The organism is Clostridium sp. 10cd* (assembly GCF_044336395.1).
GTDB classification, from domain to species: Bacteria; Bacillota_I; Bacilli_A; order Erysipelotrichales; family Erysipelotrichaceae; genus Clostridium_AQ; species Clostridium_AQ innocuum.
On record NZ_CP172347.1, the window covers coordinates 3,270,578 to 3,286,317 of the forward strand.

A 15,740-nucleotide genomic window follows, 5' to 3' on the forward strand; every position below is an offset into this window, starting at 1 on the left:
AATTGTCTGATACAGATTTTTTCTTTTCTTATTCTATGCTGAATCAATATCACCGGCCTTTTTCTAATACATATTACAAATATTCCTTTTCCACCATGGTGATCAGTGATCTTCGGTTTGCGAACATTGCAAATGTGCCTGTGGTTGTAAAGAAGGTATTCTGAATGCTGTAGGCTCCCTGCACCTCCTCCAGTATGATTGCCGCAGCCGCATAGTCCCAGCATTTCACATGGGCAGACAGATACAGATCACTCAATCCTTGTGCAATCTGTACGATACTCAGGGATGCACAGCCCAGATAGCGATGGGCACGGAATTCATCCTGCATGGTTAACGGATCACTACCATAGGTTCTTTTTATATAACCCAGAACGTGCAGGCCGGCATCCAGAATACACTCCCTCGCTTCTTTTTTGCGCAGCTGTGCCATCCTCTCCCCGTTTTTCCATGCGCCTTTGCCATGAACTCCCAGGAACAGCTCATCCCGCATGACATCATATACGATGCCGAAGACGGGCTGCTGCTTATGATAATAGGCCAGCGATATTGCGAAATCCCGGTGCCGGCTTACAAAATTCGTTGTTCCGTCGATCGGATCCAAAATCCATAGATGATCTCCGCGTTCCCTGACACTTTCCTCTCCCAGAAAGCTGTGTGTTGGAAATTTTACTTTAAGTGCATAGCGAATCTGTTCCTCTATGCTGCGGTCGTATTCCGTTACCAGATCCTGAAAATCCGTTTTATATTCCGGTGTCACTTCGGATACGCGGCGCAGCTGTGCCCCGCAATCTCTTACCAGCTCTATCGCAAATTCTATTACATCCTGCTGCATACACTCACATCCTCATCCTTCATAAAGGGGTTCACCTGCCCAAGCACCGGTTCCTCGCCATAGCGTCCATGGGTATCGCTGCCCCCTGTTTCTATCAGCTTATACCTTTTTGCGATGGCATGCAAGTCATCCACCTGCTTTTGTCCGTGTGAGCAGTGCCAGGTTTCAATACCATCCAGTCCGATCCGTACATATTCGGGGATCGATTCTGTGACGCGTGAGGTATAGGGATGTGCAAGCACGGCGATTCCTTGATCTTTATGAATGGCCCGTATCGCCGCTTCTACTGAAACAAAGGAGGCAGGACATACACAGATTCCGTTGCTTTTGAACAGCTTTCGATAGACATCGGAATATATGGTATCACTGTAGCCGTGTCGTATCATAACGTCCATGATGTGCTGCTTGTAGATAGCTGTGGATTGCTGTGCCATGCATTCCACTTCCTTCAGGCTAATCTGATAGCCGTGATCAATCAGCTGCTGCACCTGCCATAGGGAAATCGCTCTTCTCTGACGCAGGATCGCTTCACACAGGGCATCCACATGCGGGGTGTCTTCTCCGAAGCCATAGCCGAGAATATGCACCTGCCGTTGTGCAACCTCATCAAAGGCACTGATCTCGATCCCCTTGATGAGCGTACAGGGCAGCATATCGTACAGGATGTGCCGGTATGCCGCAAAGGTATCATGATCCGTTATGGATATCATCTGCATCCGGCTTTCTTTAGCAAGGCTGAGAATCTGTGCCACCGTCAGTGAAGAGTCACTGCAAACGCTGTGTATGTGAAGATCGATACGGTTCATGCCATCATTCCCTTTTGCATATTGTACTCCCGATCACACAGCCCCTCCATGAATTCCAGATCATGAAAGATACCGAGCATGGTCGTTCCCTCCAGCTTCAGCTGCTCAATCAGATCACGGACCTTCTGCTTGCTGGTATGATCCAGACTGGCGGTCGGCTCATCCAGCAGCAGTAAACGCGGCTTCTTTACCATGGCAGCCGCAATGTTCAACCGCAGCTTTTCTCCTCCGGAAAAGGTATTGGGATACATATCCCAAAGGGCCGGCTCCAGCTCGAAATGCTCCAGCATATGCTGTGCCCTGCGACGGGCGGTATCTTCATCCGCCCCCATTTCCAAAACCGCCTGTTCAATAATCTGCCGTGCAGTCGTTCGCGGCATAATGCGCAGAAACTGGGAAACATAGCCGATTTCCTGTTTGCGTAGATAAATCATCTGCCGCTCACTTGCCTGACAGAGATCTAGCATCCCGAATTTTTCACTGTCATACAATATCCTTCCCTTCTGCGGCAGATTGGTTCGGTAAATCCCCTTTAAGATCGTCGATTTCCCACTGCCGCTCTTCCCTGTGATTCCGATAAATTCCCCCTTCGCAAGATGCAGACTGATTCCCCTGCAGGCATGGATTTCACGCCTGCTGACATGCATGGTAAAGCTTTTTTCCAGATTCTCGATAACCAGTAAATCCTGTTGCTGCATATGGTTCACCCTTTCCTGTATTTACGGATAAATATGTCAATGTCCAATGAAAAATCATCAATTCGGCTGCGGAATACTGCATCCTCCCAGTTCCACCAGGCGATATCCAAAAGGGCGGCAATCTGCTCGCAGTCAAAGCGAAAACGAAGAATTTTTGCGGGGACCCCTGCAACGATTGCATAGGGTGGAACATCGTGTGTCACAATGGCACCACTGCCAATTACGGCTCCATCACCGACCTTCACGCCTGCCTCGATCAAGGCGCCATGCCCGATCCATACATCATGTCCGATTTCTGTCAGCTTGCTTCTGCGCTGCTCGAAAAAGGCTTCATCATCCGTATCCCGGACACCGTACATTCTGCGCCGGTAGGTGATATGATGAGTCGTAGGGCGTTGCAGGGGATGCTGGGTTGCTCCGATGCGGACATTTCTTGCGATATCCACAAAGCTGTGAATGATCGTGTTTTGTATCATCGCATACGGCTCGCAATAGGAATACCTGCCAAAGGAGCTGTTTTCAATGACACTGTGTGCGCCTACCTTATTATATATAGAAAAGCTTACCTGGTTAAGCTCTACATCCTGTTCGATGGTCACTTCTCTGCTCAGCATGGCTATACCCGGTAATGGTTCTGTGCGATGCACATACCGTCCACAAATACCTCGGTGATTGCCGGCAGCTCGTTGGGCAGGATACGGATAATCAGCAGGTCGGCCTTTTTACCTTTTTCAATGGAACCGTAGTCCCGATCAATGCCGGTAGCCCGTGCAGGGTGTATGGTCACCTTATTCACCATCTCCTCCAGACGCTGGCCCTTCTTAGTCATCTGAAATACCGCATGCAGAAGGCTTGCCGGATAATAATCACTGCATAAGATATCCGCTGCATCCTGTGCGATAGCGTCTGCCGCATTCATATTGCCGGAATGACTGCCGCCCAGCAGAATATTCGGTGCGCCGACAACCGTGTACATACCGCGTTTCTTTGCTTCCCTGGCTACCTCCAGCGTGATTGGAAATTCCGATATGGTTGCCCCGAACTTCTGCACCACATCCAGCTTTTCAATCGTATCATCATCATGCGAGGCGATCGAGATGTCCTGCGCCTTTGCCAGTCTGGCAGCCGTTTGCATATTCTCCAGTGTCAGCTTGTCGCTGTTCATGCGGCGCGCCACCTCTTCCGCAACCTCCTCCTCACTCATGCTTCGGGCATTGCGGACATAGCTTTTGTATACCTCAATGTTGCGGTACTGCCCCTGTCCCGGTGTATGATCCATGAAGGAAATGAGGTGAACACGCTTTTGACGCAGATAGTCCAGCATCAGTGGAAACTGCTTCTGATTGTCGATTTCAAAGCGCATGTGAAAGCGGTGATGAATCAGATGCAGCTGCGTGTGGCTTTTTTCTATGATATCCGCCAGCTGCCTGACGAGCTCGGGACGTCGCATGGGGGAAGCTCCAACTCCCTCCCAGATACTGACGGAGTGAAACATGGTGGTTATGCCATGGGTACAGCATTCCTTTTCGAATTCATATACAGCCAGCTCCATATCCATGATGCTGCTGGGGCGCGGTGCCGCCATGGCCTCGATATGATCCGAATGCATATCGATGAAGCCCGGTGTGATGTATCCCCCATAGGCGTTGTACACCTCATCAATGCGCATAGAGGCAAGCTTTGCTTGTGGAACGATATCATAGATACGCTCCTGTTCAATCAGCAGAGCGTGATCCTTTAATATACCATGCTCCTGTACGATGTTTCCATTTATGATTGCAATCATGATGTTCTCCTTATAATAATGAATATACAAGCTGCTGGGTATAAGGGTGCTGCGGATCCTCCATGACCTGATCGGTCAGTCCCTGTTCAATGATTTCCCCATCCAGCATAACAATCGTTCGATCCGCCAGCATGCGAATCACCCCCAGATCATGCGATACCACAAGCATGGATACCCCCAGCTCCCGCTGTATTTTCTTAATCAGGTCTAATACATTTGCCTGCACTGATAGATCCAGTCCGGTTGTGACCTCGTCCAGCAGAAGAATCGGCGGATTGTTGCTGAGAGCCTTGGCAATCTGAACACGCTGCTGCATGCCGCCGGAAAATTTCCTCGGCTCCTCCTTCATGCGGTGCACCGGAATTTTCACAGCGTTTAGCAGCTCCTCACCGCGTTCACTCATAGCCTTTACATTGCGCTTTCCTGCCGCGATCAGCTTTTCAGCGATGTTTCCCATGCTGGAAAAATTCATTTTCAATCCGAGATAGGGATTTTGATATACCATGCCGAGTACGTGATTGCGGATATAGCGCTGCTGCTGGGCAGTCAGCTCAAAGATGTTGGCAGCTCCGTTTTTATAGGTACGGATTGTACAGCTGCCCCCTGTCACCTCCTGATCAAAGTACAGGCACTGCATCATGGTGGACTTGCCGCTGCCGCTTTCTCCCACCACGCCAAGAATCTCCCCGTCATATACATCAAAGCTGATATCCCGGCAGGCATATACGGTTCCGCATTTCGGGCAATAGTTTCCCTGCAGCTTTACCGAATGGCTGCGGCAATGGGGACAGCCCTCACCAAAGCGTTTGTTGAGATGTGATACACGCATCAGCGGTACATCGTTGTAGTCCATTATGCTTCCCTTCCTTTCGCATTCAGGCGTTCCAGACACTGGCTGGTATCATTGCACTGATAGCTGACCCTGCCATTTGTTTCATCGATGATTTCATCCAGATAGACATGAGATGCCCCGCACAGCCGGCAGCATTTCCCCTGAAAATCCTCGGTCTCGAAGGGATGATCATCAAAGTCCAGCGATACGACCTTCGTATAGGGTGGAATCGCATAGATTTTCTTTTCCCGTCCGGCTCCCAGAAGAATCAGCGCCTCGCTTCTCATCATTTTCGGATTGTCAAAGCGGGGGATGGGAGAGGGAGCTGTCACATAGCGGTCGTTTACGAGTACCGGATGATCGGCCCCCATGGTTACTCTTCCATATTTCATAATCTGTTCAAAAAGCAGCAGCCAGGCCCCGGTATATTCCTTTTCGGCATGCAGTCGTCTGGTTGCACGCTCGCTTGGCTCGTATTCCCGCAGCGGTTCCGGTGTCGGTACCTGTAAAATCAGAATCTGGTCTTTTTTTAGAGGTACCTCCGGTATACGGTGACGCGACTGTATGAGGGTGGCAAGAGCCGTATGCGTGGTCAGCTCTACTCCCGTGGTGGCCCTGATCAGATTTTTGATACTGATGGCATTGACGCTTTCATCACTGCCCTGATCAATCACCTTAACAATATCCCTTGGACCGACCAGCGAAAGACTCAGCTGAAGCCCGCCGGTTCCCCAGCCTCTGGCGATCGGCAGCTCCCGCGACGCAAAGGGCACCTGATATCCGGGTATACAGATGGCCTTCAGTGAGGCTCTGCGGATTTCCCGCTTGCTGCCTTCATCGAAGAAGGCAAAATTATATTTCTTTTTCATCATCGGCCTGTTCCTTCTTTGTTTTTCTCATGCTGTTTAATTTCGATTGAAATGTGACATAGTGGGGAAGCTTTAAGTGCGATATAAAGCCGGTTGCCTCCACCGCATCAATATGGTAGAGCACAAATTCCTCGTCATTGACCGCAAAGCCTTTATCCTCGCTTTCCAGACATGTATCCAGAATACTCATGGCGATTGCCTTGGTTTCGTTCTGCCCCATGGTGATGCCATAGCCAACCTTAAATTCCAGCTCCTTTTCCCCATTTGGATCGGTTATGGTAACCGGGATCAGACTCTCTACCTCTGTCACCTTGATTTCTCCGATATAATAGGAATCCTCCTCACGCTCTGGCTGCAGGGGATCCGGAACACTGATTGGCAGCTGCCCCACACGCAGCTCCCCCACTGTCGGATGCACAACACCATAGCCGCGCAGGGAAGCATAGCCCAGTGCGGTTACCGCCTGCGTCATCCCTCTGCTTAGAATCTGCAGACGCTCACTGCGCTGCGTGGGAAAGCTGAGCATCTGCTTTGTGGCATCCTTCGGAGCACGGTTATCATTTTCCACCGGTGGCAGCAGCCCTTCCCTGCGCAGATAGTCGCTGACCCTTGGAAGGCGCAGATCTGTTTTCTCTTTGGTGCATTCCTCACTCAGAAACGCCTCCACATACTGCTTCAGCTCCTCCTCACGCTCCTGCAACAGATCAAAGTCAAGCAGGCGGTGTACGTAATCATAGCTCGTACCCAGAAGCTGTCCCTGCGGGATATCCTTAAAGGCTGCGGATATTCTGCGTTCGACCTCCATTTCCCGACTGTCAATAATATGGGAGTAGTACCTGCGCGGCAGTGTGGAGCGATAGCTTCGCAGCAGAAATACCGCCTCCTCCATACTGCCCTCTCCCTGCTTGATTGCCAGTGCGGCGAGGGAGGGGGCGTACAGACTGCCTTCACTCATCACCTGATCCACCAAAAGCCGCATGCCCTGTTCAATCTGGTCAACGCCGGCACCGGCGCCCTTTTTGACACGTTCATATTTTAATCGGCGCAGGCTTTCCTCAATTGCCTGTTCGCCGCCCTTTACCGCTACATATGCCATTGTCCTATCCCCTTTCCACCTGTGTTGTTCTCGGCAGCGCCATACAGTTCGCATCCGCATCGATCAAAAGCATATCGAAGCCCAGAGGAAATTCCTCATTCACAAGAGCGCGGACCTCCACCCAGTCACTGTTTAGCGGGGAAGCAATCGTATGTGCGTGCGGTATGCCGGGACCTCGTAATATCAGCTCGTCTCCCTCCTGCAGAGAATCACATTCCACAAGTAGCGTCGCTCCCAGATGCGGATCCTCCAGCGTGCCTGTCTGAACCTTCTGCATGATTTCACACAGTCTGTCCCTATGCTTCCCTGTCACAATGACATGTGCTGCGGTTTCCAGCGAACAGCTTTGACAGTAGGTCAGTCTGGCGATGCTGTCTGTCAGCTGTTCCTCCTCCACAGCATGAAAGCTGGTATCCGCATCCAGCAGCATATACAGCAGTACACCGGTAGCAGCCCGGCATGGCAGCTCAGCCTCCAACCTGTCCGCCTCCTGCTTCAGACTTACTATTTCACCGGGATAGGCGAAGGCATGAACTACCTGACGGTAGGCATGCTGTATATCAAATACCATATCAAAGTTCATGTTGTTCTCCTTACACATCCATCGTTTCAAAGTTCACGCGTGTTTTCAATATACCTGCCACATGTCGTGCATGTGCAGCATCCTGCTTCTGTTTCTCCTGAGTCAGAGCCTTTTCCAGCTGATCCACACCGTCAAGCGCTGCATTGCAGGCAGCGTCGATCACTGCCAGAGCATAGGATTTCTCCAGCTCATTTCCCTGTATCAGTCCAATGCCGATTGTATCCCTGCACTTTACTCTGGTTTCGCTGACCAGCACCTCTCCCAGATAAAAGAGGGAATGCTGTGCGCTTTCTCTCATACGAAGCATTGTCAAAGCATTTTTCGGTTCCTCAATGACATGAAACTGCGTCTGCTGTTCAAAATATTGCGCCCACTGTGTGAGGAATTCATTTGAACAGTGTACCAGAATCCGGGTTCTTTCTTTACGTTTCATAAGCTCCTCCTTGTTACGAGTATAGCTTACCTTGTAGCCAAGAGAGGTTTGTTAAGCGGTTGTAAACATTGTGTATGGAAATGATGAAAAAGGTGTAAAAAAAGACATTTTGACCGTGGCATATCGATCAAAATGTCAATTGGTAGAAACAGAGGAAGCAGGCCCTGCTTATGGGAGGCAGCTCCTGCCGCTTTTCACTTCATTCCTCCAGCAGATAGCTAAGATAGCGTTCGGGCTGTTCAAGAAATCTTCTTGTCAGCTGGTAGTGCTCGGTATCCTTATAAGAAACCTCCTGAATGCCTGCTTCTGAGAATTCCAGAAGCTTTGCATAGGGATAGGCCATAAGCATGGGAGAATGGGTGGCTATGAGAAACTGAGAGTTCTGTTGAACCAGTTCATGCACCTCTGCAATCAGCGTGAGAATGCGGGAGGGAGACAGCGCCGCCTCCGGCTCATCGAGCAGATACAGCCCATTGCCGCCAAAACGATTGTGAATCAGAGAGAGGAAGCTTTCCCCGTGAGACTGCCGGTGCAGGGATACTCCGCCATAGCTGTCGATGATATGGCGGGAACGATCCGGATATTGATCAAGCTCGTCGATATTGGAGGCGAGATTGTAAAAGCTCTCTGCGCGTAAGAAATAACCGTCTTTTGGATAGTCGCCTCTCCCCAGCTGAATATGTTCATATAAAGAAGAGTGGGAATCCTGTGTTGAAAAGTTGAAATTTCTGGTGCCTCCTTCCGGGTTAAAGCCGTAGGAGACAGCGATTGCTTCCAAAAGAGTGGATTTTCCAGTACCGTTTTCTCCGACAAAGAAGGTGACCGGTGCATCAAAGGACAGCTGACCCATACTGCTCAGACAGCGAACGGCCGGCAAACTTGCAAGATAGGAGTCCGCAGCAGGCGGTGTTGCCATTTTAACATTACTGATATATCTGTTTTTTATCATGTGTGCTCCTCCTGAGAATCCGGTGGTTATAAACCGCATATCGTATGGTAATTCTGCATGCATACCTTTGTATTTATCATAACATATATTTCAGCATTGCACATTTTTCTCATAAAAACATATCAATAAAAACACATTTTTCTAAAAAATAGAATGATCTATCTCGGATATTGATGCATATCTAAACAATGCTTGTCACGCTTTATTTTGTGGATTTAAAATGTCACTTCCAATAGGATTATAGAAGAAAAATAACGGCCGCATGAATCAGCCGTTATCTCTCTTTATGCTTCATCCAGTACCCGCTGCATTTCCTCCTGCAGTTGTACAGTTACACCCTCCGCCTTTAAAGGCTTGTAATCTTCATAATACAGCGGCTTTAGGATATGAATATGAAACGTTCCCTTGTGCTTCATCACATCCATATAGTCGTAGGAATTTTTTAATACAATAGGAACAATGCAAGCCTTTGCCATAAACGCCGGCTGCATGGAGCCAGCCTGCATGGGATGCATTACACCGCCCTTGCTTCTGGTTCCCTCCGGGAAAATCAGCAGATTATCCTTCGCCTTGAGCCGTCTTGCGGCCTCCCGCAGCATATGAATGGCACTGCCGCGATCCTCTCTGTCAAATAGTATGACCTCCAGTGTCTTTGACCACGCAGCCACATACGGCACCTTTTCATTTTCCTTTTTGGAGATAAAGGTAAACGGCAGATCAAGGACAGCCATCTGTAGCAGCATATCGAATTCGCTCTGGTGATTGCATACAAACAAAATCGGTTGATCCTTGGGCAGCTGTTCCTGAAATTGTACATCCAGTGTCACACGATAATGCGACAACAGCCTTTCCGACCATTTCTTCATACATGCATACCGCTGTGCAAACGGTTTTTTCCGTACAAGGACAGCATCGATCCAGCTTCTTGGAATGAGCCAGAGAAGATACAGACTTCGCAATATATACATAAACACCTACTCCTTCATCGCCGCTGCATAGGCAATGGCATATTCTTTTTCATGAGATATGGATACCTCTACCTGAAGACCTGCGATATAGCATGTGGGAGCACCAGCGGCATCCGCAAGAATTTCAACAGCGGAAAGGACATAGGATTTCTCCTTATGCACCGCTTTGATAACCGCCTCCTTAGCCGCAAAGCGTCCTGCCAGCCATTCCGCACGGCGTTCTTTTGGAATGCGGTCAAACAGCTTTCGCTCCTGTTCACTCAGCACACGCAGAAACGATTCCTTTTCCATAGCACGTTTTATTCTTGCGATTTCCACAATATCACAGCCTACTCCAAGCAGCATAGCCCTACCTCTTTTCCTTATTATATACGGGCGGAAAGCGATATATTTCCACCCGTTGTGCGCAGCAGTTGTTGAGCTGGAAAGGCGTGCTGCGCACACGGTTCTTTATTTTTTCGGATCTTCCACCGCAAACATCATTTCCGCAGTCAGTGCAACCTCACCATCCACGCTGGCAACGGCATTCACGAAGGCGATACCCATACGTTCTCTGGTAACCTCTGCCTCCAGCTTCAACACATCCCCGGGAATCACCTGACGCTTGAAGCGCGCCTTGTTGATACCGGCAAACAATCCGATTTTCCCTTTGTTTTCTTCCTTGCTCAGCAGCATAACTGCCACGGTCTGCGCCAGCGCCTCCAGCTGCAGGACACCCGGCATAATTGCCTTCTGCGGAAAATGTCCGAGAAACTGCATCTCATTGGCACTGATGCATTTGATTCCCACAACCTTGTTTCCCTCGATGCTCTCAATGCGGTCCACCAGCAGAAACGGATAGCGGTGCGGTATGATTTTCTGAATATCATCACTGTTATAGATCATGCTTACTTCTCCCATCTGCGAATAAGGATGCTCGCATTATGTCCGCCGAAGCCCAGAGAATTGGACATGGCGATACGGATATCCGCCTGCTTCCCCTCATTGACCACAAGGTTCAGATCACAGGCAGGATCCGCATGACGATAGTTGATCGTTGCCGGCACAAAGCCGTTCTTCACTGCCAGTGTCGAAATGATCGCTTCCAGTGCCCCGCTGGCACCAAGCAGGTGTCCGGACATGGATTTCGTACTGGATACATACGGCTTCATCGCTGCAGCGCCAAACGCCTTTTTCACAGCCAGCGTTTCACTGGCATCATTGAGCGGCGTGCTGGTTCCATGCGCATTGATATAATCAACATCCGCAGCTGTAATAGCTCCATCCTCGATTGCCATGGTCATGGCACGGGCCGCCTGTGCTCCATCCGCAAGCGGTGCCGTAATATGATTGGCATCACAGGTGCTGCCATACCCGATGACCTCCCCATAGATTTCCGCATTTCTGGCAAGCGCATGCTTCAGCTCCTCCAGAATCAACACACCGGCTCCCTCTCCCATAACGAAGCCCTTGCGTTCCGCGTCGAAGGGAATAGAAGCACGATTGGGATCCTCTCCCTCATGCAGTGCCCGCATACTCGCAAATCCTGCCATTGCCACCGGTGTTACTGCCGCTTCACTTCCCCCCGCAGCCATCACATCCTCATAGCCGTCACGAATGCGGTGGAAGGCTTCTCCAATGGCGTTGGTTGCCGCCGCACAGGCAGTCACCACACTGGATACATTGCCGTGTGCATCCATATCAATGGCAGCACTTCCCGCTGCCAGATTGATCAGGGACATGGGAATGAAATACGGAGAGATACGGCTTGGTCCACGGCTTTCAATCGTCTGGGACGCGCCCTCAATTGTGGAAATACCACCGATTCCCGAACCGATGATCACTCCGAAGCGATCGCGGTTGAATTCCGTATCCTGCAGACCGCTGTTTTCATATGCCTGCTTTGCGGCTATTCGTGTAAATTGTGTAAAGCGGTCATTGAATTTCAGATCACGCTTTGTGAAATACTGCTCCATATCCAGATTTCTGACTTCACCGGCCAGCTTGGCACGGAAGTCACCCGCATCAAAATGCGTAATCCTATCAATACCGCAGCGGGAGTGCTGAACACTGTCCCAGACCTGCTCCACATCATTTCCAATCGGGGATACAACGCCCATCCCTGTTATGACAACTCTTCTCTTCATTTACATCACCATCCCGCCGTCTACGGCAATAACCTGCCCTGTGATATAGGTACTGTCCTCACTGCACAGAAACTTCACCACGTTGGCAACATCCTGAACTGCTCCGAATTTTTTCATCGGTATGGAGGCAAGCGCACTTTCCTTAACACTGTCTGCCAGCTTGTCCGTCATCGCAGTAGCGATAAAGCCCGGCGCAACGGCATTCACACGGATACCTCTTGACGCAAGCTCCTTAGCACAGCTTTTCGTCAATGCAATCACGCCGCCCTTACTCGCTGCATAATTGGCCTGCCCCATGTTTCCGCATAATCCGACAACACTTGCCATATTGACAATTGCTCCGGATTTCTGTTTCATCATGATCCTTGCGACATGACGGATACAGTTGTAGGTTCCCTTCAGATTGACGCGGATAACATCATCAAAATCCGCATCGCTCATACGCAGCAGCAGATTATCCTTTGTAATACCGGCATTGTTTACCACGACATCCAGATGTCCGTATTCCTTTACGATTTCCTCCAGCATGGCCTTTACCTGCTCTCCATTGGAGATATCGCACTGTATCATTTTGTGATGACCTTCAGGATCACACTGTGCCAGAACCGCACGGGCTCCCTCTTCACTGTGTGCATAATTGATGATCACGTTGTATTCCTTTGACAGGGTAATCGCAATGGCTTCCCCGATTCCGCGGGATGCCCCGCTGATAAATGCAGTTTTTCTTTCCATAGCCTTATCCTTTCATATAATCCAGCGTTTCCGCAAGACTTGCCGCATCTTCCACATGCAGTATGTTCACATCCATGCCCTTTGCACATTTCTTTACAAAGCCGCTGACCGCCTTGCCGGGACCTACCTCGATAAAGGTATCGACACCGTCTGCCAGCATATTCCTTATGGTATCCTCCAGCAGTACGCTGTGTGAAATCTGTTCACTTAACAAATCGATGAGTGGACGGTCCGCAATACGCGCGGTAAGATTATGCAATACCGGGATGCGCGGTGTCTTCAGCTCATAAGCGGACAGCACCTGATGCAGCTGTTTTCCGGCCTCCTGCAATAAGGAGGAATGAAAGGCACCGGAAACCTGTAAGGGGATCACTCTTCGTGCGCCTGCCTCCAGACATTTTTTTCCACATGCCTCAACCGCTGCTTTTTCACCTGTGATGACGATCTGTCCCGGACAGTTGTAATTGGCGATTTCACATACACCGATATCCTGTACCGCTTCACAGGCGTTCAAAATCGCTTCTTTATCCAGCATCAATACCGCAGCCATCGCACTCGTTCCTGATGGAAGTGCATTGGCCATCAGCTTTCCGCGTTCCCGCAAAATTTCTGCGCCTGCCTGTACTGAAAAGCAGTCCGCATAGCACAGAGCACTGTATTCTCCTAGACTCAGTCCGGCAGTCACATCTGCATGTATGCCGTTTTCTTGTAATACAGCCGCTGCCGCCATTGCGTGGGCAAAAATTGCCACCTGTGTATATTGTGTATCGTCCAGCTGCTCCTTTGATCCTTCAAAGCAAAGCGTTTTCACATCAAAATCCGTTGCTATGCTGTCGAAGACCGCCTTTGCACTGTCGTAGTTTTCATATAAATCCTTTCCCATGCCGGGATACTGTGCTCCCTGACCGGAAAACAGAAATGCTGTTTTCATGCCTGACTCCATTTCCCCGCGCATCCTGCGCAGTTCCTACTTATTGTAACTGATACTTTACGTTTTTAAGCTCCTGCATTTACGTAAGCTGATACATTATGCACACAGCTCCGCCATGAGATCATGCACACTCACGATGTCCGTAACACGCCATGCATTGGCTCCTGCGAATACCAGACCGTTTTCCACATCGCCCTCTACCGAATGCACGAGTGCATCACTGATACAATACGGTGTGGAGGCAGGAACACACGGCTTCATGCAGCCGATGCAGTGCTTTGGGGCAATTCTGCCCTTTAACGCATTGCGCATGAACGCTGTCATCACAGCACGGCCCGGAAGTCCTGCCGGACTCGCCACCAGCGTAATATCCTCTTTCCTGGCGTTTACGATTTTCTGCTTGAATGCCAGATCCGCATCGCATTCCGTCGTTGCGATAAAACGGGTTGCCATCTGGACACCGCTTGCACCGATATTCAGCAATGCCGCAATATCCTCACGGGTATACACACCACCCGCCGCAAATACCGGAATGCTTGTCTGGTATAGTTCCTCATATGCCTGTATTTCCTGCAGTACCTCACAGACCAGCTCGGAAAGCTCCTTCACTTTGCCGGACAGCAGCTCTTCCTTCTTAAAGCCCAGATGTCCGCCCGCCAGACTTCCCTCCACAACGATGAAATCCGGACAGCGATGATAATGACGATCCCAGCTTTTCAAAATCAGACGCGCGGCACGACCACTGGATACAATCGGTGCCAGAGCCACCTGATCGCTGCCTTCCACAGACGGCAAATTCATCGGCATACCTGCACCGGAAATGATAACATCCACGCCTGCCCCAATGGCAGCCTTCACATAGTCCTCATAATGATGGGATGCGACCATCACATTGACACCCAAAAGACCTCTGCCCCCGCTGATTGCTCTGGCTTTGGCTGCTTCCTCATATACTGCTTCAATGTTGCAGGCAAGGGGGTCCTTCCAGAAATTTTCTTTGCGATATCCCGGATGTGCCGCAGAAATCACACCCATGCCGCCTTCCTTCATGACAGCACCGGCAAGATTTCCCAGCGAAACACCAACTCCCATGCCGCCCTGAATAATCGGCTTTTCCAGATACTTTGAACCAATGGGAATGCGTTTACTCATAGCACAGTTCCTTTACCGCCTGCTGCAGCGTTACCGCCTCTTCTTCACTTTCGTGAATCAAAGAGTCGAGAATTTCCTGTAACGGACGGATATCCTTACACATACCGGCAACCTGCCCCATCATAACAGAGCCATGACTCATATCACCTTCATGAACGGCTCTTCGCAGACCGCCCAGTGTCAGCTTTTCCATTTCTTCCTTATCAGCTCCGCTTTGTTCCAGCTTCAGATATTGCAGTGCCATCTGATTTTTCAGAATACGAACCGGTGTTCCCGTACTTCTGCCGGTGACAACAGAATCCATATCCTTCGCCTTCATAACAGCCCTTTTATAATTTTCATGGATCGGACATTCCTCTGCAAGCAGCAGACAGGTACCGACCTGCACACCTACAGCGCCCAGACACAGTGCTGCATTCAGCTGCCGGCCGCTTGCGATTCCTCCGGCTGCCAGAACCGGAATGGACACAGCATCCACAACCTGCGGTACCAGTGACATGGTCGTTGTTTCTCCCACATGACCGCCGGATTCTCCACCCTCGGCAATGACGGCATCCACTCCGGACTTTTCCAGGCGGCGTGCCAGTGCCACACTTGCCACAACCGGAATCACCTTACAGCCGCTTTCCTTTAAAGCCGGAATATACGGTCCCGGATTGCCGGCACCTGTGGTAACCACCGCAACCTGCTCCTCGCAGATCACCTGCATGATGGCCTGCGTATGCGGATTCATCAGCATGACATTGACGCCGAACGGCTTATCCGTTAACTGCTTACAGGTACGGATTGCCTCCCGTGTCTGGTGCTCATCCATGGCGCCAGTTGCGATAATGCCAAGTGCGCCGCAGTTGGATACGGCTGCCGCAAATTCCGGCGTCGCGATATTTGCCATCGCTCCCTGGAAAATCGGATATTTGATTCCTAACAATTCATTTATTAACATACAG

General features: G+C 50.2%; 19 protein-coding genes. All 19 read right to left on the reverse strand.

Annotation, left to right across the window (positions count from 1 at the left end; genetic code table 11):
• Positions 1-73: 73 nt before the first annotated feature.
• Complete coding sequence (locus ACG3M1_RS16295) at positions 74-832, reverse strand: inositol monophosphatase family protein (RefSeq protein ID WP_008817857.1); 759 nt, start codon at positions 830-832, stop codon at positions 74-76.
• Positions 817-1,638 (reverse strand): PHP domain-containing protein, encoded by an 822-nt coding sequence (locus tag ACG3M1_RS16300; protein ID WP_009588644.1) that lies wholly within the window; start codon positions 1,636-1,638, stop codon positions 817-819. The genes ACG3M1_RS16295 and ACG3M1_RS16300 overlap by 16 nt, the downstream gene beginning before the upstream one ends.
• On the reverse strand, positions 1,635-2,336 hold the full coding sequence (locus ACG3M1_RS16305; RefSeq protein WP_002609724.1) for a phosphonate C-P lyase system protein PhnL: 702 nt from the start codon (positions 2,334-2,336) through the stop codon (positions 1,635-1,637). The genes ACG3M1_RS16300 and ACG3M1_RS16305 overlap by 4 nt, the downstream gene beginning before the upstream one ends.
• 5 nt (positions 2,337-2,341) lie before the next feature.
• Positions 2,342-2,950, reverse strand: a complete 609-nt coding sequence (locus ACG3M1_RS16310) for a chloramphenicol acetyltransferase (RefSeq protein ID WP_009588595.1) — start codon at positions 2,948-2,950, stop codon at positions 2,342-2,344.
• Between the two features lie 2 nt (positions 2,951-2,952).
• The gene (gene phnM / locus ACG3M1_RS16315; RefSeq protein WP_008817860.1) at positions 2,953-4,122 is read right to left on the reverse strand and encodes a phosphonate metabolism protein PhnM; all 1,170 of its coding nucleotides are present in this window, start codon (positions 4,120-4,122) and stop codon (positions 2,953-2,955) included.
• Positions 4,123-4,132: 10 nt separating this feature from the next.
• The gene (locus tag ACG3M1_RS16320; protein WP_008728556.1) at positions 4,133-4,975 is read right to left on the reverse strand and encodes an ATP-binding cassette domain-containing protein; all 843 of its coding nucleotides are present in this window, start codon (positions 4,973-4,975) and stop codon (positions 4,133-4,135) included.
• Positions 4,975-5,826 carry an alpha-D-ribose 1-methylphosphonate 5-phosphate C-P-lyase PhnJ gene (locus ACG3M1_RS16325; protein WP_008817861.1) on the reverse strand — a complete coding sequence of 284 codons (852 nt, stop codon included), beginning with the start codon at positions 5,824-5,826 and terminating at the stop codon, positions 4,975-4,977. Before ACG3M1_RS16325 ends, ACG3M1_RS16320 begins: the two co-directional genes overlap by 1 nt.
• Positions 5,807-6,919, reverse strand: a complete 1,113-nt coding sequence (locus ACG3M1_RS16330) for a carbon-phosphorus lyase complex subunit PhnI (RefSeq protein WP_008817862.1) — start codon at positions 6,917-6,919, stop codon at positions 5,807-5,809. Before ACG3M1_RS16330 ends, ACG3M1_RS16325 begins: the two co-directional genes overlap by 20 nt.
• Positions 6,920-6,923: 4 nt before the next feature.
• Positions 6,924-7,502, reverse strand: a complete 579-nt coding sequence (phnH, locus tag ACG3M1_RS16335) for a phosphonate C-P lyase system protein PhnH (RefSeq protein WP_009270829.1) — start codon at positions 7,500-7,502, stop codon at positions 6,924-6,926.
• Between the two features lie 10 nt (positions 7,503-7,512).
• Positions 7,513-7,935: a phosphonate C-P lyase system protein PhnG gene (gene phnG, locus ACG3M1_RS16340; protein ID WP_009270830.1), complete on the reverse strand. Its 423-nt coding sequence runs from the start codon at positions 7,933-7,935 to the stop codon at positions 7,513-7,515.
• A 199-nt stretch (positions 7,936-8,134) separates the two neighbouring features.
• A complete protein-coding gene (locus ACG3M1_RS16345; RefSeq protein WP_009270831.1) occupies positions 8,135-8,884 on the reverse strand; it encodes an AAA family ATPase in 750 nt (249 codons plus the stop codon).
• A 284-nt stretch (positions 8,885-9,168) separates the two neighbouring features.
• On the reverse strand, positions 9,169-9,852 hold the full coding sequence (locus tag ACG3M1_RS16350) for a lysophospholipid acyltransferase family protein (protein ID WP_008817866.1): 684 nt from the start codon (positions 9,850-9,852) through the stop codon (positions 9,169-9,171).
• 6 nt (positions 9,853-9,858) lie between these two features.
• Positions 9,859-10,197 carry a holo-ACP synthase gene (gene acpS, locus ACG3M1_RS16355; RefSeq protein WP_008817867.1) on the reverse strand — a complete coding sequence of 113 codons (339 nt, stop codon included), beginning with the start codon at positions 10,195-10,197 and terminating at the stop codon, positions 9,859-9,861.
• 105 nt (positions 10,198-10,302) lie between these two features.
• Positions 10,303-10,737, reverse strand: coding sequence for a 3-hydroxyacyl-ACP dehydratase FabZ (fabZ, locus tag ACG3M1_RS16360; RefSeq protein ID WP_002609699.1), 435 nt, complete (start codon positions 10,735-10,737; stop codon positions 10,303-10,305).
• 2 nt (positions 10,738-10,739) lie between these two features.
• Complete coding sequence (gene fabF, locus ACG3M1_RS16365; RefSeq protein ID WP_008817868.1) at positions 10,740-11,978, reverse strand: beta-ketoacyl-ACP synthase II; 1,239 nt, start codon at positions 11,976-11,978, stop codon at positions 10,740-10,742.
• Positions 11,979-12,710: a 3-oxoacyl-[acyl-carrier-protein] reductase gene (gene fabG / locus ACG3M1_RS16370; RefSeq protein WP_008817869.1), complete on the reverse strand. Its 732-nt coding sequence runs from the start codon at positions 12,708-12,710 to the stop codon at positions 11,979-11,981. It lies immediately after the preceding gene.
• Between the two features lie 4 nt (positions 12,711-12,714).
• Entirely contained in the window at positions 12,715-13,665 is a 951-nt protein-coding gene (fabD, locus tag ACG3M1_RS16375) for an ACP S-malonyltransferase (RefSeq protein ID WP_008817870.1), read from the reverse strand.
• A gap of 72 nt (positions 13,666-13,737) precedes the next feature.
• Positions 13,738-14,793, reverse strand: a complete 1,056-nt coding sequence (locus ACG3M1_RS16380; protein WP_008817871.1) for an NAD(P)H-dependent flavin oxidoreductase — start codon at positions 14,791-14,793, stop codon at positions 13,738-13,740.
• Positions 14,786-15,736 (reverse strand): nitronate monooxygenase, encoded by a 951-nt coding sequence (locus ACG3M1_RS16385; RefSeq protein WP_008817872.1) that lies wholly within the window; start codon positions 15,734-15,736, stop codon positions 14,786-14,788. The genes ACG3M1_RS16380 and ACG3M1_RS16385 overlap by 8 nt, the downstream gene beginning before the upstream one ends.
• Positions 15,737-15,740 lie beyond the last annotated feature (4 nt).